General features: G+C 73.3%; 16 protein-coding genes. 8 read left to right on the forward strand and 8 right to left on the reverse strand.

The annotated features are described in order from the left end of the window. Positions 1-46: 46 nt before the first annotated feature. Complete coding sequence (locus ACYVF7_RS17950) at positions 47-1,603, reverse strand: glycerol-3-phosphate dehydrogenase/oxidase (RefSeq protein WP_460341407.1); 1,557 nt, start codon at positions 1,601-1,603, stop codon at positions 47-49. Next, on the reverse strand, positions 1,600-2,184 hold the full coding sequence (locus ACYVF7_RS17955; protein WP_460341410.1) for a TetR/AcrR family transcriptional regulator: 585 nt from the start codon (positions 2,182-2,184) through the stop codon (positions 1,600-1,602). Before ACYVF7_RS17955 ends, ACYVF7_RS17950 begins: the two co-directional genes overlap by 4 nt. A 58-nt stretch (positions 2,185-2,242) precedes the next feature. Between ACYVF7_RS17955 and ACYVF7_RS17960 the strand changes: the two genes are divergently transcribed. From ACYVF7_RS17960 to ACYVF7_RS17995, 8 genes are all read left to right on the forward strand, one after another. Next, a complete protein-coding gene (locus ACYVF7_RS17960; RefSeq protein ID WP_460357979.1) occupies positions 2,243-3,811 on the forward strand; it encodes an FAD-binding oxidoreductase in 1,569 nt (522 codons plus the stop codon). Positions 3,812-4,022: 211 nt separating this feature from the next. Further along, complete coding sequence (locus ACYVF7_RS17965) at positions 4,023-4,910, forward strand: diacylglycerol/lipid kinase family protein (protein ID WP_460341413.1); 888 nt, start codon at positions 4,023-4,025, stop codon at positions 4,908-4,910. Positions 4,911-5,565: 655 nt separating this feature from the next. Further along, the gene (locus ACYVF7_RS17970; RefSeq protein WP_460341416.1) at positions 5,566-5,790 is read left to right on the forward strand and encodes a hypothetical protein; all 225 of its coding nucleotides are present in this window, start codon (positions 5,566-5,568) and stop codon (positions 5,788-5,790) included. A gap of 85 nt (positions 5,791-5,875) precedes the next feature. Next, the gene (locus tag ACYVF7_RS17975; protein ID WP_460341419.1) at positions 5,876-6,274 is read left to right on the forward strand and encodes a YccF domain-containing protein; all 399 of its coding nucleotides are present in this window, start codon (positions 5,876-5,878) and stop codon (positions 6,272-6,274) included. 107 nt (positions 6,275-6,381) lie between these two features. After that, positions 6,382-6,918 (forward strand): hypothetical protein, encoded by a 537-nt coding sequence (locus tag ACYVF7_RS17980; protein WP_460341422.1) that lies wholly within the window; start codon positions 6,382-6,384, stop codon positions 6,916-6,918. Positions 6,919-7,005: 87 nt separating this feature from the next. Further along, the gene (locus ACYVF7_RS17985; RefSeq protein ID WP_460341425.1) at positions 7,006-8,496 is read left to right on the forward strand and encodes a metallophosphoesterase family protein; all 1,491 of its coding nucleotides are present in this window, start codon (positions 7,006-7,008) and stop codon (positions 8,494-8,496) included. Positions 8,497-8,605: 109 nt separating this feature from the next. Continuing rightward, positions 8,606-9,184: a DUF4234 domain-containing protein gene (locus ACYVF7_RS17990; RefSeq protein ID WP_460341428.1), complete on the forward strand. Its 579-nt coding sequence runs from the start codon at positions 8,606-8,608 to the stop codon at positions 9,182-9,184. A 149-nt stretch (positions 9,185-9,333) separates the two neighbouring features. Further along, complete coding sequence (locus tag ACYVF7_RS17995) at positions 9,334-11,061, forward strand: bifunctional 3'-5' exonuclease/DNA polymerase (RefSeq protein ID WP_460341431.1); 1,728 nt, start codon at positions 9,334-9,336, stop codon at positions 11,059-11,061. Between the two features lie 24 nt (positions 11,062-11,085). Here the strand turns inward: ACYVF7_RS17995 and ACYVF7_RS18000 are convergent, their stop codons facing one another. The 6 genes from ACYVF7_RS18000 to ACYVF7_RS18025 form a co-directional block, all read right to left on the reverse strand. Then, positions 11,086-12,384: a flavin-dependent oxidoreductase gene (locus ACYVF7_RS18000; RefSeq protein ID WP_460341434.1), complete on the reverse strand. Its 1,299-nt coding sequence runs from the start codon at positions 12,382-12,384 to the stop codon at positions 11,086-11,088. Positions 12,385-12,465: 81 nt separating this feature from the next. Continuing rightward, positions 12,466-14,157 (reverse strand): thiamine pyrophosphate-requiring protein, encoded by a 1,692-nt coding sequence (locus ACYVF7_RS18005; protein ID WP_460341437.1) that lies wholly within the window; start codon positions 14,155-14,157, stop codon positions 12,466-12,468. 48 nt (positions 14,158-14,205) lie between these two features. Next, positions 14,206-14,955 (reverse strand): ABC transporter ATP-binding protein, encoded by a 750-nt coding sequence (locus ACYVF7_RS18010; protein WP_460341440.1) that lies wholly within the window; start codon positions 14,953-14,955, stop codon positions 14,206-14,208. Next, on the reverse strand, positions 14,952-16,571 hold the full coding sequence (mdlC, locus tag ACYVF7_RS18015; RefSeq protein WP_460341442.1) for a benzoylformate decarboxylase: 1,620 nt from the start codon (positions 16,569-16,571) through the stop codon (positions 14,952-14,954). The genes ACYVF7_RS18010 and mdlC overlap by 4 nt, the downstream gene beginning before the upstream one ends. Next, positions 16,568-17,362 carry an ABC transporter permease gene (locus ACYVF7_RS18020; protein ID WP_460341445.1) on the reverse strand — a complete coding sequence of 265 codons (795 nt, stop codon included), beginning with the start codon at positions 17,360-17,362 and terminating at the stop codon, positions 16,568-16,570. The genes mdlC and ACYVF7_RS18020 overlap by 4 nt, the downstream gene beginning before the upstream one ends. Before the next feature lie 58 nt (positions 17,363-17,420). Further along, the gene (locus ACYVF7_RS18025) at positions 17,421-18,230 is read right to left on the reverse strand and encodes an ABC transporter permease (RefSeq protein WP_460341448.1); all 810 of its coding nucleotides are present in this window, start codon (positions 18,228-18,230) and stop codon (positions 17,421-17,423) included. Positions 18,231-18,232 lie beyond the last annotated feature (2 nt).

Here is an 18,232-nt window from a genome sequence, read left to right on the forward strand (position 1 = left end):
GGCGGGGTCCACCACGGACGACCACTGAACGGCCGTCGCACGCGGCTCAGCGGGAGCCGGTGCCGGCCGGGGCGTGCGCGAGGGCGCGGCGGGCGGCGGGGAGGGCGGCCTCCCGGTCCGCGGCGATGAGGCCGATCCGGGTACGGCGGTCGAGGAGGTCCGACTCATCGAGGGCGCCTTCGTGCAGGACCGCCCAGACCAGTTCGGCGCCGATGGTGGCCGAGCCCGGCGCGACGGGTTCCAGCAGCGAGGGGTCCGCCGCCGCGAGCGCGACGACGTCGGGCGCCTCCGCGCCGTAGCGCCCCACCAGGCGCGCCGGCGCGGTCAGCCGGCCGAGCTCCGGACCGGTCGCGGCGCCGATCAACGGCAGGCGGGCCGTACGGCAGGGCCCGGCCGTGAGGCCGCGCTCCTCGATCGCCGCGTCGAGCGCGTCCTCGGCCATCCGGCGGTACGTGGTGAGCTTGCCGCCGACGATCGTGACGACGCCGTTCGCTCCTCTCAGCACGGCGTGCCGCCGCGACAGGTCGGCGGTCCGGCCGCCGGGGCCGTCGAGCAGCGGGCGCAGCCCGGCGTACGCGCCCGCGACGTCGGAGCGGCGCACCGGCACCTCCAGCGCCGAGTCGACGAGGTCGAGGAGGAACCCGATCTCGGCCTCGGTCGGCTGCGGCACGTCCGGGATCGGGCCGTCCGCGGGCTCGTCGGTGAGGCCGACGTAGACCCGGCCGTCGTCCTGCGGCAGGACGAGCGCGAAACGCCCGGACGCCCCCGGCACCGGCAGGTGGAGCCCGGACAGCGGCGCGCCGAGCGCCTCGGCCCGCAGCACGAGGTGGGTGCCGCGGGAGGGGCGCAGCCGTACGCCCTCGGCGAGCCCGCCCGCCCATACCCCGGTCGCGTTGATCACCGCGCGGGCCCGGACGGCGAGCTCCTCCCCGGTCCGCTCGTCCCGGACGTGCGCGCCGTCGCCCTTGAGGGCCAGGGCCCGGCAGCGGGTGACGATCCGCGCGCCGTGCGCGGCGGCCGTCCGCGCGATCGCGGTGACGAGGCGGGCGTCGTCGGTGAGCTGGCCGTCCCAGGACAGGATCCCGCCGCGCAGCCCGTACGAGCGCAGCGCGGGTGCGAGACGCAGCGTCTCGACCGCGGACAGGCGGCGCGGCCGGGGGAGGACCGCCCGGGGCGTGCGCGCGGTCAGCCGGAGCAGGTCGCCGGCCCGTATCCCGGCCATCGCCGCCGCGGCCGAGGAGCCGGAGACCAGGGGCGTGAGCGGCAGCACGAACGGCAGCGCCCGTACGAGGTGCGGCGCGGTGTGCTCCATCAGCACGCCGCGTTCGACCGCGCTCTCGTGGGCCACGCCGACCTGCCCGGAGGCCAGGTAGCGCAGGCCGCCGTGCACGAGCTTCGAACTCCAGCGCGACGTGCCGAAGGCCAGGTCGTGTGCGTCGATCGCGGCCACGGACAGGCCGCGTGACGCGGCGTCGAGGGCGACTCCGGCGCCGGTCGCGCCGAGCCCGACGACCAGGACGTCGACGACCTCGCCCTCGGCGAGCGTCATGAGGTCGTGGGCGCGGCGGGCGGCGTTGAGGGAGGGCGTGGTGGGGGATGTCATGGGGCGAGGTACCTCTCGAGGATCTGCCGCAGCTCCTCGTCGAACGCCTCCGGCGACAGGTTCGGTACGCCGTCGGTGACGATGTGCCCGGACATGGCGAAGGACTGCACGATGAGCAGGACGGCGCGGGCCTGTCGTGCGGGGTCGTCGGCGCGGATGGTCCCGTCACGGTGGCCGGCGCGCAGGGTCTTCTCGAAGGCGCGCAGCATGGCGTCCTGGCTGGTGCCGCGCCGCTGGAGGAGGTAGGGCAGCAGGATCTCGGGGTCCACCTCGAGGATCTTGAGGAACAGCGGGTGCTCGCGGAGCGCCGCGACCCCGGCGACGAGGGCCGCCACCGCGCGGGGGCGGACCGGGCCGCCGTCGTCGGGCGGGACGACGGGGGCGACCACGCCGGCCCACTCGCGGGTCATGAGGTCGGCGACCAGGGTGCGCACGTCCGGCCAGCGCCGGTAGATCGTCATGCGGGACACGCCGGCGCGGCGGGCCACGTCGGTGAGCGTCGTGCGCGTTACCCCCACCGCGAGGACGCAGTCGCGGGCGGCGTCGAGCATCGCGTCCTTCTTGTGACGAATGGACGTCATATGTCACAGTGTAAATCGAGGGAATGTCCGGAAGGAAGGGGAAGAGGCCGTGCCGGCGATGCTGTGGAACGGCTGGGGCGATCCGGAACGGGCCACGCGACTGCCCGACTCCGTCGTCGGGCTGCTGCGCGAGCTGCTCGGCGTCCGGCCGGACCCGGTCCCGCCGGTGCCCCTGAACGACCTGGCGCCGCCCGCGCCGCGCGCCTCCGCACGGGCCGTGGAGGAGATCGTGGGCCCCGACCACGTGTGGACCGACGACGAGTCGCGGATCCGGCACACCCGGGGCAAGTCCACCCCGGACCTGCTGCGCATCCGCGCGGGCGACGCGCGCGACGCCCCGGACGCCGTCGTGCTCCCCGGCGACCACGAGGAGATCCTCGCGGTCCTGGAGCGGTGCTCGCGCGAGCGGATCGCGGTCGTCCCCTTCGGCGGCGGCACGTCGGTCGTCGGCGGGCTCACGGTGGAGGGTGAGTCGTTCGCCGGGGTCATCGCGCTCGACCTGCGCCGCCTGGACCGGCTCACCGCCCTCGACGACGTGTCGCGCACGGCGACGCTGCAGGCCGGCCTGCGCGCCCCGCGCGCCGAGGCGCTGCTCGCCGAGCGGGGTCGCACGCTCGGCCACTACCCCCAGTCCTACGAGTGGGCGACCATCGGCGGGTTCGCCGCGACGCGGTCGTCCGGCCAGGCGTCGGCGGGGTACGGCCGGTTCGACGAGATGGTCGCCGGGCTCACCGTCGCGACGCCGCGCGGCACCCTGACCCTCGGCCGGGCGCCCAAGTCCGCAGCAGGTCCCGACCTGCGCCAGCTCGTGCTCGGCTCCGAGGGCGCCTTCGGCGTCATCACGGACGTGACCGTGCGGGTCCGCCCGCTGCCGGAGGTCCGCCGGTACGAGGGCTGGCGGTTCGCGTCGTTCACGGAGGGCTCCGCCGCCGTACGGGCCCTGGCCCAGGACGGGCCGCTGCCGACCGTGCTCCGGCTGTCCGACGAGACCGAGACGATGATCGGCCTGGCCCGGCCCGACGAGATCGGCGAGGCGAACGGCGACGGCTGCCTGGCCGTCTGCGGGTACGAGGGCGCGGCGGAGGAGGTCGCCGGGCGCAGCGCCGGCGCGCACGCCGTCCTGCGCGCGCACGGCGGGGTGCCGCTGGGCGAGGGCCCGGGGGAGAGCTGGGCCGCCGGGCGGTTCTCCGCGCCGTACCTCCGCGACGCCCTGCTCGACGTGGGCGCCCTCGCCGAGACCCTGGAGACCGCCGGGTTCTGGTCGAACCTGCCCCGGCTCGAGGAGACGGTGCGGCTGACCCTCGCCCGCGAACTCCCATCCTCCCTGGTGATGTGCCACATCTCGCACGTCTACCGCGACGGCGCCTCGCTGTACTTCACCGTGGTCACCGCCCAGGGCGACGAGCCGCTCACCCGGTGGCGGCGGGCCAAGGCCGCCGTCAACGACGCGATCATCGAGGCGGGCGGCACGATCAGCCATCACCACGGCGTCGGCACCGACCACCGCGACCGGCTCGTCGACGAGATCGGACCGCTCGGCGTCGAGATACTCCGGGCGGTCAAGGACCGGATCGACCCGGCGGGGATCCTCAACCCTGGCGTCCTGGTCCCTCCCGCCCGCGGATGACCCGCACGACCCGGGCGCGGGCCCCGGGAGGCACCGGCGACCGCGCGACCCGGGGCGAGTATCGCGGCGTGCCGGTCCGGCGCGGGCCTCATGCCGTGCCGGCGACCCGTCTGGTCCGGTGCGGGCCACACGCCGGGCCGATGAGCCGTACGATCCGGCGGAGGGCCCGCACGCTGCCGGGCCTGCGGGTATCAGGAGAAGGGTGCTGAGGATGCGATCGTTCACCGCCGTGGTGAACCCTGCGGCGGGCGGGGACGCGGCCGCCCGGCTCATCCCCGTCGCGCGGCTGCTGCGCGAGGCCGGCGCGGAGATGACGGTGGAGTACAGCCGCAGCCTCGAGCACGCGGCCGAGCTCGCGCGCACGGCGGCGGACAAGGGCCACGCGGTCATCGCCGCGGGCGGAGACGGCATGGTCGGCGGGCTTGTCGGGGCGCTGGCGGGCACCGACGGCCTTCTCGGCATCCTGCCCGCGGGCCGCGGCAACGACTTCGCGCGCCAGCTCGGCCTGCCCGACGCACCGGACCGGCTCGCCGCGCTGCTGCTGGAGGCCGAGCCCCGGCGGATCGACGCCATCGAGGTGACGTCCCCGGACGGCGCCAAGCGCGTCGTCGCGGGCAGCGTGTACGGCGGGGTCGACTCCGTCGCCAACGCCCATATCAACCGGCTGACCCGGCTGCCCGGCCCGCTCGCGTACTACCTCGGCCCGCTGCGCGCGATCGCCACCTGGCGCCCGGTCTCGTACCGGATCACCGTGGACGGCGAGCTCCACGAGGAACGCGGCTACACGGTCGTCGTCGCCAACTCCGGGTACTACGGCTACGGCCTGCACATCGCGCCCGACGCGGCGGTCGACGACGGGCTGCTCGACATCGTGATCATCCGGCACGCGCCCAAGCGGCTGTTCTTCGCCGTGATGCGGGAGCTCCCGAACGGCACGCATGTGCGCCGCCCGGAGATCGAGGTCCTGCGGGGCCGCGAGGTGGTGATCGAGGCCGACCGGGAGATCCCGTACGGCGCGGACGGCGAGCTGCTCGGCGCGCTCCCGGCGACGGCCCGGGTGCTGCCCGGCGCCCTCAACGTCATCGCCGATCCGGCCTGACACTTGACGTGGGATTTACCGGTCCGAGACGGGGACGGCGGTACGTTCCCCGATGTGATCCGTGATTCGGGGGCGATCACCGTGAAGCACGCGCTGGCCGCGTTGGCGGGCATCGCGGTGGGTCTGCCGGTCCTGGCGACCCTGGCGTCCAGGCAGGACGGGCAGCCCGCCGGAGGGTTGCCCGCCCGATATGTCCCGTGGGCCCGGGTCGGGCACCGCGTCCCGACGGCGTTCCCGGACCGGCGCGCGCCGGAACACCCGCCCGCCCGCACACCCACCCGGTACGGGCCCGCGCGGGCGATGCCGGCCCCCTCGGTCCGGACGACGCTCCGCGGCCTGACGCCGTACCGCCGGCCCGTCCCGAGCACGTACCATGGCCCGGCCGACGACCGAAGCCCGAGCCAGGCCGCTCCGCGCGACGCCGCCCGGACGCCCGTGGAGGAGCTCGTCCGGACGCCGGACCCGAGCGGATCGCCCCCTGGTGAACGCCTGAAGCACCCGGTCGACCTGGAGCTGTCCATCGTCGCGCCGCCGACGGTCCGGCCCGGCGGCCGGTTCTCGTACTCGATCCGCCTGACCAACCACGGGCCCGGAACCCCCGGGCCGATCACGGTGCGCAGCGCCCTGCCGCCGCACCGTACGGACCGGCGCCTGGTTGCCGACCGGCGTCGACGGGTACACCAGCGCGCGGGAGGCCGCTCTCATCGTGCGCCGGCTCGAACCCGGCAGGTCGCTGGCCGCGCGGTTCGACGTCAGGGTGCTGCCGGAGGCCCGCGGCGAGCTCGTCGCGCGGGGCCGGATCGCCGCGATCGGGGGTGCCTCGGACCGCGACCCCGATGACGACGCGGCGCAGGTGTCCACCGTCGTGCGAACCCGCTGAGCCTCGGCGAGCCGCCGGGGAACCGGCGACGGCGGTCGTGCGTCTGACCGGATGACCGACTCGGGTCAAGAGGAGAGCGGAGCACATGCGGACGATCCTGAACGTCATCTGGCTGATCTTTGCCGGGTTCTGGCTGGCGCTCGGCTACTTCCTGGCCGGGATCATCTGCTGCATCCTCATCATCACCATTCCGTTCGGGATCGCGGCGTTCCGGATCGGGGTGTACGCGCTGTGGCCGTTCGGCAAGACGGTGGTGCGGCGCGGCGACGCAGGGGTGATGTCCGCGATCGGCAACGTGATCTGGTTCTTCGTCGCCGGGCTCTGGCTGGCCATCGGCCACGTGCTCACGGGGATCGCCCTGTGCGTCACCATCATCGGCATCCCCCTCGGGCTGGCGAACTTCAAGCTGATCCCGGTGTCGCTGACGCCGCTGGGGCGTGAGATCGTCTCCACCGACGACCCGCGGGCCTTCACGGTGGGCTGACGCGCCCGCACGGGGCCGACCGGGTTCCGTCTCCGCCGGGTGATAAAGATCATCCTCTTCGTCGGCGGTCTGGACAGGCGGTCGGCCGCAGGGACACACTTGGCCCCATGTCAGCCACGCCGTTGCCCAAGCAGGGCGACGTGTTCTTCGACTCCCGGGGATCGGACCGCGCGCTGCGGCTGAGCCGCCACCCCGACGCCGGCGTCGTCGTGCTGAGCCTCTGGAACGGCGGCGTGTGCCAGGGCACCTTCCGGATGCCGGTCGACGAGATCGCCGCGTTCGCGGAGACCCTGCTCAGCGTGGCGCCCGAGGCCAGGCCCCGGTTCCCGCAGACCGGTCAGTACGAGCCGCCCGCCGAACGGCACGAGTCCGGGCCCGGCGGCCCGTACCCGCAGTACGAACCGCCGCCCGCCGAGCGCTATGAGCCCGCGCCCGGCGGCCAGTACGAGCCGCCGGTCGCCGAGCGGTACGAACCGCAGCCCGCGGGCCACTACGAGCCCGGGCAGGGCGTCCAGTACGCGCCGTACGAACCACAGCCGGCGGGCCGGTACGAACCGGAGCCCGCGGGCCGCCGCGGACCGGAGCCGGTGGACGGGTACGGCCAGCCACCCGCCGGCTCACACGAGCCACCCACGATTCCCTGACCCGCCGGCCTCGGGACGGGCGTGACGAGCTGGCCGGAATGTGTCGAACACCGGTCATACAGGGACGGCCGCTGTTACGGTGCCACGGTGTCTCCCTCTTCCCGCGACTCCGCGGCCGATGCCGGGTGGACGTGCCGGGAGCCGGGGACGTACACCTCTCTGCTGCCGCCGGGCACCCGAAGCCTGTCCTGGAGGCGGCCGACGACGCTCTGGCGAGCGCGCAACGACGTGCTGGCGCGCTGGTTCGGCGACCCCACCGACGACGAGCGGGTGCGCTGGGTCGGTGAGCAGCTCGCGCGCGGTGCCGACCCGGAGTTCGCGATCCCGCGCGATGACCCCGACACCTTCTCGTTCATGATCCTCGGTGACACCGGCGAGGGCGACGGTTCGCAGTACGCGGTGGTGCCCGGCTTCGAGAAGATCGGCGCGGGCACCCGCTTCGCGATCATCGCCAGCGACGTGATCTATCCGACGGGGAGCGTGAACGAGTACCCCGCGAAGTTCTTCCGGCCCTACCAGGGCTACGACGCGCCGATCTACGCCGTACCGGGCAACCACGACTGGTACGACGGCCTGGGCGGCTTCATGCGCGTCTTCTGCGGCGCGCCGCCGCTGTCGCCGGACGGGCGGCCGAAGGCGCTGTCGGCCGCGTGGTGGCGGCGGCTGTTCTGGAAGGAGCCGGACGTCGTCGACGAAAAGCTTCTCGCCGCGGGGCAGGCCCTGCGTTCGGCGCCGGAACAGCAGGCGGTGCAGCCGGGCCCGTACTGGGTGATGGACGCCGGGCCGCTGCGCATCGTCGGCATCGACACCGGCATCCTCGGCGGGATCGACGCCGACCAGGGCGCCTGGCTGCGCAGAGTGTCGCAGGGCCCCAGGCCGAAGATCCTCGTCACCGGCAAGCCGCTGTACGTGGACGACGCCCACCATCCCGGCCCGATCGCGGGCGGCGGCACCGTGGACGACATCGTCCGCGACCCGGCCAACAACTACGTCGCCGCGATCGGCGGCGACATTCACAACTACCAGCACTATCCGGTGCGGGTCGGCGACCGCGTCATCGAGTACATCGTCTCGGGCGGCGGAGGCGCGTTCATGCACGCCACCCACACCATCCCGCGGGTGCGGGTGGACGGCGTCACCGAAGACGAGTTCCGCTGCTATCCGCTGCGCGGCGACTGCCTCGCCTTCTACAGCCGGCTGTACGGCAGGCAACTGCGGCTGCGGCGGTTCTTCGAACTGACCGAGGACCAGGCGGCGGCCGTGATCTCCCGGCGGCTCGAGATGCCGCCGAACCGCGCGACCGAGGCGGCGGTGACCTGGCGCGCCAGGATCGTCGCGTCGCTGCTCGGCGTACCGCCGCGCCCGCACCGCCGGTCGCGTCTGCGGCTTCCGGTGCGGCGCATCTACCAGCGGTTCCTCTCACCGGTGTCCGATTCGAACCGCCCGCCGCTGTTCAAGAGCTTCCTGCGTCTCGACGTGACGCCGGAGAGCCTGCGGATCCGCTCTTTCGCCGCCACCGGGTGCCGCGAGCACGAACTCGATCCCCCCGTCGAGGACGAGATAACGATTCACTTCTAGCGATAACGAATCACCGGGAACCTCGGCACCTCCGGGTGCGTCGATCAAAGATGTCCCTTACGGCCGCCCCGAGAACGGCCGTAATCCCCTATCCCAGGAGAACGCCTTAATGAGCAATCCCTATCCCCAGCCCCAGCAGTACCCCGGAGGCGCACCGCAGGGCCAGCCGCAGTACCAGGGTCAGCCCCAGTACCAAGGGCAGCAGCCGCAGTACCAGGGTCAGATGGTCCCCGCCCAGCACGGCGGCGTCGCGCACGGGCAGCACGCGCAGCACGGGCAGCCGGCCCTCATGGGCATCCAGATGAAGCGCCGCAACCCGGTCGGCGTCTGGCTGGGCCTGCCGCTGATCACCCTGGGCATCTACAACCTGGTCTGGTACTACTCGGTCCACGCCGAGTTGGCGAACTTCGACCGCCGCCGTCAGATCAGCGCCGGAATGGCGATCTGCTCGTTGCTGTTCGGGTGGATCACGCTGTACATCTGGCCGCTCATCTCGTGGATCAGCCTCGGCGGGCACATCCGCGAGGCGCAGCGGGCCGCCGGCCTGCAGCCCACCTGCAGTGGTGGCATGGGCTTCCTGCTGGGCCTCATCGGCTTCGGCACGCTGTACTACCAGATCCAGCTGAACAAGGTCATCGACCGGTACAACGGCGCTCCCACCGGCGCACAGGTTCCGCTCGCCGCCTGACCTGAGACGTCCCGGGGCCGGCCGGACCCGGCCCCGGATCGCTTCGACGAACGCTCTCGCCCCGCCGGAACGGCTTGCGGGCATCCGGCCCCCGTCGTGCGCGCCGCCACTCATCCGAAATCGTCGGTGGGTACGGGCAGAATCGACCCATGCGGATCGCAGTGGGCGCGGTGGGGGAGGGCGGTGTCCTGCAGCCCGTCACGGAGGACGGCGCCCTGGCCGGTCCGGCCGAGCCGGTCGCCGACCTCATCTCCGCGATCGCGCAACGCGAGGCCGCTGCGTCCCAGTCGGGCGGAGCGCGGGCTGACGCGGCGAGATCGCCCGGTGGGGCGCCGGGCGACACGACGGCGCCCTCCGGCGGGGCACGGGGTGACGCGGCACCGTCCGGTGGCGTCCGCTGGGTGTGGTCCTCGACCGCCGGCCTCTATCCGAGCCTGGTGAAGGCCGGGGTCCGCGTCGCGCGCTGCCACGACCTCGAACTCACCGAGACGCTCCTGCTGGGGTACGCCGGCCGGTTCGGGGAGCCGCGCTCGGTCGCGGCGTCCCTGGCCCGCCTGCACGGCCTGCCGGTTCCGGACGATCCGGTAGCCGGCGACCACCTACCGACGCTGTTCGACGAGGGCCCCTCCGACGACATCGACGCGATCGTCGCCGTCCACGCCGAGCAGCAGCGCCGGGTCGCCGAGACGGGTCTGCGGATGCTCGTCGCGGCCGAGTCGGCGGGCGCGCTCGTCGCGGCGGAGATGGGCCACGACGGTCTGCCCTGGCGCGCCGACGTCCACGACGCGCTGCTGACCGAGCTGATGGGGCCCCGGCCGGCGCCGGGCCTGCGGCCGCGCGGGCTCCAGCACCTCGCCGACGGGATCGGCGACGCGTTCGGCCGGCGGATCAACCCCGACTCGCCGTCGCAGATCGTCAAGGCCTTCGCGCAGGCGGGCGTGCGGATCCCCTCGACGCGGTCGCACGTGCTCCGGGAGGTCGAGCATCCCGCCGCCCGGCTGCTGCTGGAGTACAAGGAGCTGGCCCGCCTGTACGTCGCGCACGGCTGGGCGTGGGCCGACAGTTGGGTGCGCGACGGCCGGTTCCGCCCGGAGTACGTCGTCGGCGGCGTCGTCTCCGGCCGCTGGGCGACCAACGGCGGAGGAGCGCTGCAGATCCCCAAGGTGCTGCGGCGCGCGGTCGTCGCCGATCCGGGCTGGAGTCTCGTGGTCGCCGACGCCGCCCAGCTCGAGCCGCGCGTGCTCGCCGCGCTCGCCGGGGACCAGGCCCTCGCCGCCGCCGCGGGCGAGAACGACCTCTACTCCGCGCTGGCGGGCGCCTTCGGCGGCGCCCGCGACAAGGCCAAGATCGCGATGCTGTCCGCGATGTACGGCGGCACGAGCGGGGAGGCGCCGCAGCTGCTGGCGGTGATGCGCCGGCGGTTCCCCGCGGCGTACGACTATGTCGAGGCGGCGGCCCGCGCCGGTGAGGCGGGCCGGGTGGTGCGGTCCCGGCTCGGGCGCACCAGCCCGCCGCCGTCGCAGGAGTGGCGCGACCTCGCCGTCCAGGACGGCGGCGGCTCGGCGGTGCGCAGCCGCGGCCGGTTCACCCGCAACTTCGTGGTCCAGGCGAGCGCTGCGGACTGGGCGCTCGTGCTGCTGGCGGCGCTGCGCCGTAGGCTGACCGGCCTCGGCGCCGGCGACGCCTCCCGTGTGCCGCGGCTGGTCTTCTTCCAGCATGACGAGGTGATCGTGCACGCCCCTCAGGAGTTCACTGAGGCGGTGATCGCCGCGGTCCGGGAGTCGGCGGCGGAGGCGCGTCGCCTGGTGTTCGGCGACACACCGGTCCGCTTTCCGATGGAGGCCGTCGCGGTCGAGTGCTACGCGGACGCCAAGTGACCCGTGGCCGACCCGGCCGCCATATCAGTCGTGGATCGGGCTGACCGGGTCCCACGACTTCCGGTGGTTGAGGGCATCGGCGTCCATGTCGGTCGTCTTGTGCCAGGCGTCGCGCACGCCGGCGACCTCATCGGCGTCGAGAACGTCCTCGATCCGGGTGAACCCCTCGGGCGCGCGCTCGGCGATGAGTTCGAGCATCCGGTCCAGCGGCATGTCCCGGCAGGCCAGCACGACCGCGTTGGCCTCGGGCAGCCGGATCTCCTCGTACGAGCGCAGCCCGGCGACCGGGTCGGTCGCGAAGGAGGCCAGCTCGCGGGCGAGGATCCGGGCGTCGAGGATCGCCTGCGAGCCACCGTTGGAACCGACCGGGTACATCGGGTGGGCGGCGTCGCCGGCCAGCGTCACCCGGCCGCGGCTCCAGAACGGCAGCGGGTCGCGGTCGACCATCGGGTAGTCGAGGATCCACTCCGACTTCGCCAGCAGCCCGGGCACGTCGAAACCGTCGACGCGCCAGCCGGCGTAGTGCGGGAGCACGTCCTCCAGCCGGCCCTCGGTCGTCCAGTTCGCCATGGTGCTCTCGGCTTCCGGGTTCGAGGAGACGCGGACCTCGGCCACCCAGTTCACGAGGGCGCGGCCACGCTCGGCCGCCGCCTTGGAGATCGGGTACAGGACCATGCGGCCGGTGCTGTGGGCGCCGACGACCAGCATGGTGTCACCGGTGAGGAACTCGTCGACCTCGGTGACGCCGCGCCACATGCGGATGCCGTTCCACAGGGGGTCGCCCTCGTCCGGGTGCAGCAGCCGTCGGACGGCGGAGAAGATGCCGTCCGCGCCGACCAGCACGTCCGCGCGAAGGGTGACGACGTCCCCGCCGGCGTGGTCGCGCAGCCGCGCGGCGATCCCCTCGGAGTCCTCCTCGCATGACTCGAAGGAGAGCCCGGTCCGTACGGCGTCGTGGCCGAGCCGTTCGCGTACCGCGTCGAGGAGCAGCATCTGCAGCTCGCCGCGGTGGATGGAGTACTGCGGCCAGGCGTACCCGGCGTGGCGGCCGCGCGGATGAACCGCGATCCGGTTGCCGAACCGGTCCATGGTGATCATCTCGCGGGTCCGGATCCCGGTGGCGTCGAGGGCCTTGGCGAGGCCGAGCTCGGTCAGCTCCCGTACGGCGTGCGGCTGCAGGTTGATGCCCACGCCGAGCGGCCCCAGCCGCGGCGCCGCCTCGACGACGCGTACGCCGACGCCGGCCTTGTCCAGCGCGAGTGCGGTCGTCAGACCGGCGATTCCCGCGCCCACGATCAGCACGTCCACGACGGTTCCTCCCATGATGCGTGTTGTCATGAAGGAGCGGGCGGTCGCGTACGCCCCGCCCGGCCGGGGCCGGCCGGACCGGCCCCGGGAGCAGGGTCAGTCTCGCGCGATGCGGACGTCCACCACCGCGGCGCGCCCGGCCTCGAGGGCCTTCAGCGCGCGCCGCAGAGCGGGGATCAGCTCCGCGCGGTCGTCGACGCTCTCGCCGTGCGCGTGGCAGGCGCGGGCCACCGCCGCGAGGTCGGGCGGGCTCTGGAACCGTGTGCCGACCGCGTCGCCTCGCGCCGCCGAGCGCCCCTCGGGGAACAGCTCGAACACCGGGAGTCGGCTCGCCCGGTAGCCGTCGTTGTTGAGCACGACGGTGAGGACGGGCGAGTCCGCCTCGGCGGCCAGGCACAGTGCGGCCGTCGGCACCCCGAACATGAAGCTGCCGTCTCCGACCACGGCCACGACGCGCCGCTCGGGTGAGGCGAGCTTGACGCCGACGGCGCCGGCGAGCCCCCAGCCCAGTCCCGGGCTGCCCGTTCCGGCGAGGGTGCCGGGCATGCTGCGCACCAGGTTCTCGCGCAGCGCCGTCGCGTTGGTGACCGACTCCTCGACGACGATGTCGTCGGCCTGGAGGACCGCGTTCAGCGCCGCGAAGACCTCCGGCGCCTGGATGGGCCCGTCGGTAGTGGCCGTACCGGCCGTGGCGCCGGCGTCCAGGTCCGCGCCGGTCCACTTCGCCGCCGGGTCGACGTCCCGCAGTGCCTCCGCTACCTGGTCGAGCACGGTCGCGCCCTCCGCGGCGACCGCCAGGTCCGCGGGGAAGGACCAGAGCGGCATGTCCTCCCGCAGCGGATCGGCGGCGATCTGGACGATCGTCGCGTCCGGGGCCGGGCGGACGAACTTGGGTATCCACGGCACGTCGCAGTCGGCGACGACGATCAGGTCGGCCTCGGCGACGAGACGCCGGGCGGTCGCCATCGAGCGGACCCGCAGCGGATGTGAGGTGTCGATGTTGACGCAGCCGCTCTCGGGCATGTCGACGACGCGGGCCCCGGTGCGCTCGGCCAGCCGCGTGACGACGGCGAATCCGTCGTGGCGCCGGCCGGTCCGTGCCGTGATGAGCAGCGGCCGCTCCGCCTCCGCCAGCAGGTCCGCGATCCGCCGTACGGTCTCGGCGTCGGCGGCGGGCGGTCCCGGGACAGCGTAGCCGGTGGTCCGCCCCGCCTCCGTGGCCGGCGGGTCCATGAGGACGTCGCGGGAGACCATGAGGTAGGCGGGGCCGGGCAGTCCCCCGCGGGCCACCTGTACGGCGCGGCCGATCGCCCGGGGCAGGACGTCCGGGCGGGTGATCTCCAGCGTCCACTTGGCGTAGCCGCGGACGACACCCGCCTGGTCGGGCACGTCCTGCTGCCAGTGGATCGTGTGCGCACGCCCTCCCGGGGAGTCCGGCTCCTCCCCGTACGGGGTCTTGCCGGCGATGACGATGACGCCCGCCCGGTCGCGCAGCGCGTTGTGCATCATGGCGCCGAGGTTCTGCGTGCCGACGTCGACGTGGACGAAGACGGCCTGGGGACGCCGGGTCACCTGCCAGTATCCGTGCGCGGCGGCGAGGGCCACCGACTCGAACGTGCAGGGAATGATCCGCGGCATCCCGACGCCCGCCTCGGCGAGCGTGATCGCCGCCTCCTGCAGGGGAGCCGAGTCGGTGCCCGGATTCAGGAACAGATGGTCGACGCCGTGCTGGTGGAGGAGCCACAGCAGGTGCTCGGCCGTGGTGGTGGGTCGGAATTCGTCGCTCACGTGGTCTCTCCGCTGGGGGATGTGGGGCTGCGCGAACGGGATGCAGGTCTAGCCTCGTACGAGCCGGCCGACCTCGGCGCGCATATGCACGAACTCCGGCAGTTCCCGGGTGCTGATCTGGTCGCGTTTTGACGGCAGCCCGACCGCCAGGTCGGCGACGATCCGTCCCGGAGCCCGGCTGAGCACGACGACCCGGTCCCCGACGTAGACGCTTTCGTCGATGTCGTGCGTGACCAGCAGGATCGTCATGCCCTCGCTGCGCACCTGCAGGGTGAGGTCCTCCAGGTCCTCACGGGTCTGCGCGTCGACGGAGCCGAACGGCTCGTCCATCAGCAGCAGCGCGGGCCGGTACGCGAGGGCGCGGGCGATCGACACGCGCTGCTGCATCCCGCCGGACAGCTGCCAGGGGTACTTCTGCGCCGCGCCCCCGAGGCCCACCGCCTCGAGCACCCGGAGCGCGGTCGACTGCCGCTCGGCCTTGGACCTGCCGCGCCGGCGCAGCGGCAGCGCGACGTTGTCGCGCACGGTCAGCCAGGGCAGCAGGGAGCGGCTGTAGTCCTGGAAGACGACGGCCAGATTGTCGGGAACATCGTTGATCTGCACGCCGTTCAGCGCGATCCGGCCCTGCGAGGGCTTGATCAGCCCGGCGATGCAGCGCAGCAGCGTGGACTTGCCGCAGCCGGACGGCCCGACGATGCTCACCAGTTCGCCTTGGGAGATCTCGAGGTTCACATCTTCCAGGGCCGTGTGGTCGGCGTAGTAGTGACCGACCTTCTCGATCTCGAGCAAGAGGTTCACCTGGTCCCGGAGTCGTTGGGGGAGGAGTAGGCGGAGGACGTGCCGGCGGCCACGGACACGTCCAGGATGAACGGGCCGTCCTGCCCGAACGCGTGCGACAGCGCCTCGGCGAGGTCCGCGGCCCGGTCGACCCGGCGTCCCGGGCAGCCCAGCCCCGCGGCGACGGACACGAAGTCGATGCCGTGCAGGTCGGTTCCCGGCACTTCGGGGATGTCGATGCGGCGGCCGAGCGCCTTCACGGCCTCGTACGCCTGGTTGTTCAGCACGATGAAGGTGACCGGCGCTCCGTGCCGCGCCGCCGTCCACAGCGCCTGGATCGAGTACATGCTGGAGCCGTCGCCGACCACGCAGACGACCCGCTCGCCCGTCCCGGCCAGGGCCCGGCCGACCGCGACCGGAAGCCCCCAGCCGAGCGCCCCGCTGCCCGTGGTGAGGAATCCTCCGGGCCGGGTGATGGGCAGCCGGTCGTGGAGCACGTCCCGGTGGCTGGGGACCTCCTCCACCAGGACCGCGTCGTCGGGCATGAGCCCGCGCAGGGTCTCGACGACCAGCGCCGGCTCGATCGGATCGGTCACCGGGGGAGCGGCGAGCCGGGGCCGGGCAGGTGGGGCCGGCCGGTCGGCCTTGTCGACGAGTTCGAGCAGGGCGGTGACGCCGGCGTGGATCGTCGTGAGCACGCTCGTCCCCACCGGAGCCCAGGCCGTCTGCGCGGGATCGCAGTCGAGGTGGAACAGTCGTGCGCCGTCCGGCAGGTACGGGCCCTCGGTGTGCACGTGGTACGTGAAGATCGGCGCGCCGATCGAGACGATCACGTCGTACGGTTCGAGGGCGCGGGCGAGCTGGTCGCGTACCGGAGGCAGGAAGCCGCGGAAGAGACGGTGGTCCTCGGGGAAGCCCGACCGGCTGGACAGCGGGCTGATCCACACGGCCGCGCCGGTGCGCTCGGCCAGCCCGATGACGGCGGGCGACGCGCCGTCGTCGTCGACGCCGGCCCCGACGATGATCGCCGGGTTCCGGGCGGCGTTCAGCGCGTCCGCGAGCTCCCGCAGCGCACGGGGGTCGCCGACGAAGCCGGAGTGGACCTCGCGGGGTTCGACCGGGTGCGCGGGACGATCCCAATCATCCTCCGGGACCGAGATGAACACCGGGCCGCGCGGCGGCGTCATCGCCACGTGGTATGCCTCGGCGAACGCCGCCGGGACGTCCTCGGCGCGTTCGGGCTGGCGGCTCCACTTGACGTACGGGCGGGGGAACAGCGCCGGTTCGTCCGCGGACAGGAAGGGACGGGTCGGGAGCATCGCGCGCGACTGCTGCCCCGCGATGACGAGGACCGGCACCCGGTCGCGGTAGGCGTTGAAGACCGCGCCGAGCGCGTGTCCCACACCGCCCGCCGAGTGCAGGCTGACGACGGAGGCGCGGCCGGTGCCCATGGCGTGCCCGGCCGCGGCCGCGACCGCCACGGACTCCTGCAGCCCGAGGACGTAGGTGAAGTCCTCGGGCCAGTCCTGGAACATGCGGAGCTCGGTGGATCCGGGGTTGCCGAACAGCGTCGTCAGGCCGGCCTGCCGGAGGAAGTCGAAGACGGCGTCGCGGACCGTGAACTCAGTCGTGCTCATGCGGTCTCCGTTCTACGAGCCGAGCGGTGCCATGCCAGCGAGCGGCGTTCCACCGCCAGGAGGATCACGTTGAGCAGATAGCCGAGGACGCCGAGCAGGACGATGCTCGCCCACACCGTGGGCAGGTCCGACCGGCTCTGGGCGTCGTTCATCATGTATCCGATGCCGTTGGTGGTCCCGGGCAGCAGCTCGGAGAACACCATCAGGATCAGCGCGAGCGACAGGCTGAGCCGCAGCCCGGCGAAGACCTTGGGCATCGTGGACGGCAAGATGATCTTGAAAAGCCGGGTGGCCGCCGACAGCCTGAACACCCGGGCGGTGGCCAGCTGCAGCTGGTCGACGGAGCGCGCGCCGTCCGCCGTGTTGAGCAGGATCGGCCAGATCGCGCTGAAGATGATCGAGGCGAGCTGCATCGGGGTGCCGAACGTGAACAGCACGACGAACACCGGGGCGAGCGTCGGAGGCGGGATGACGCGGAAGAACTGGAACAGCGGGTCCAGGTAGGCGAACATCCGGTCGGAGCGGCCGAGCAGCAGCCCCAGCGCCACGCCGACGACGGTCGAGGCGGCGAGTCCGATGGCCATCCGGGCGAGACTGGGCAGGATGTTGTCCGTCGCCGCGGACGTCAGGAACAGGTGCGACACCGGCCCGGAGAACCACAGGTCGTACATCTGCTTGACGATCTTCGAGGGCGGCGGGAAGAACACGCTCTTCGCCGAGCGGGTGCCCAGTTCCCAGAGGACGACCACGACGATCAGGGCGAGCCAGCGGTGCAAGGCCCCGGCGAGCACGCCCAGGCCGGGGCGGGCCGGCCGGGGTCCGCGCCGGTGGTGGCAGTGGTGGTACTGCTCATGACCGGCCTCCCGACTGCGCGGCGTGCCAGCGGAACAGCCGCTGCTCGGCCTTGACGAGCAGGGCGTTGATGATCAGGCCGAGGGCACCCGCCCAGACGGTGCCGGCCAGTACGTCCTTCGCGCTGTCCGTCCCGTTCTCCGCCTGGGCGATGAAGATCCCGATGCCCTGGCCGAAGCCCGACAGGATCTCGGTGCCGACCGCGAGTATGAGGGCGACGGCCGCGGCCAGCCGGATGCCCGTCGCGATGAACGGGGCCGCGGCCGGGAGCGAGACCCGCCACATGACGGCCAGCCGGCCGAAGCCGAACGTGCGCAGGGTCTCCTTGGCCACCGGGTCGACGTCCTGCAGACCGTAGATGGTGTTGTACAACACCGGCCAGAGCGAGGCGTACACGATGAGGGTGCCCTCCGTCTTGATCCCCGCGCCCAGGATCAGGCCGACGAGCGGGATGAGCGCGACGGAGGGGATGGGCCGCAGGAACTCCAGGATCGGCCGGAGTGCGACGCCGACGGCGGGAACGCCGCCGATCAGGAGGCCGAGCGGCACTCCGCCGGCGACGGCGATCGCCAGCCCGAGGGCCCATGCCTTGATCGTGCTGAGGAGGTTCGTCTGGAAGTCCGGGTCGCCGGCCAGTCCGACGGCCCGCGCCAGGATGTCGGAGGCGGGCGGGAGATAGGAACGGTCGACGATCCCCGCCCGGCCGAGGATCTCGCTCGCGGACACGAGAATCGCGAGCCCGACGGCCCCGCGCAGCCACCTTCCGCTGCGCGAGAGCCGCCGGGATCGCGGGTTGTGCTCGGTCATAC

The sequence above is a fragment of the Actinoallomurus acanthiterrae genome (genome assembly GCF_054775715.1).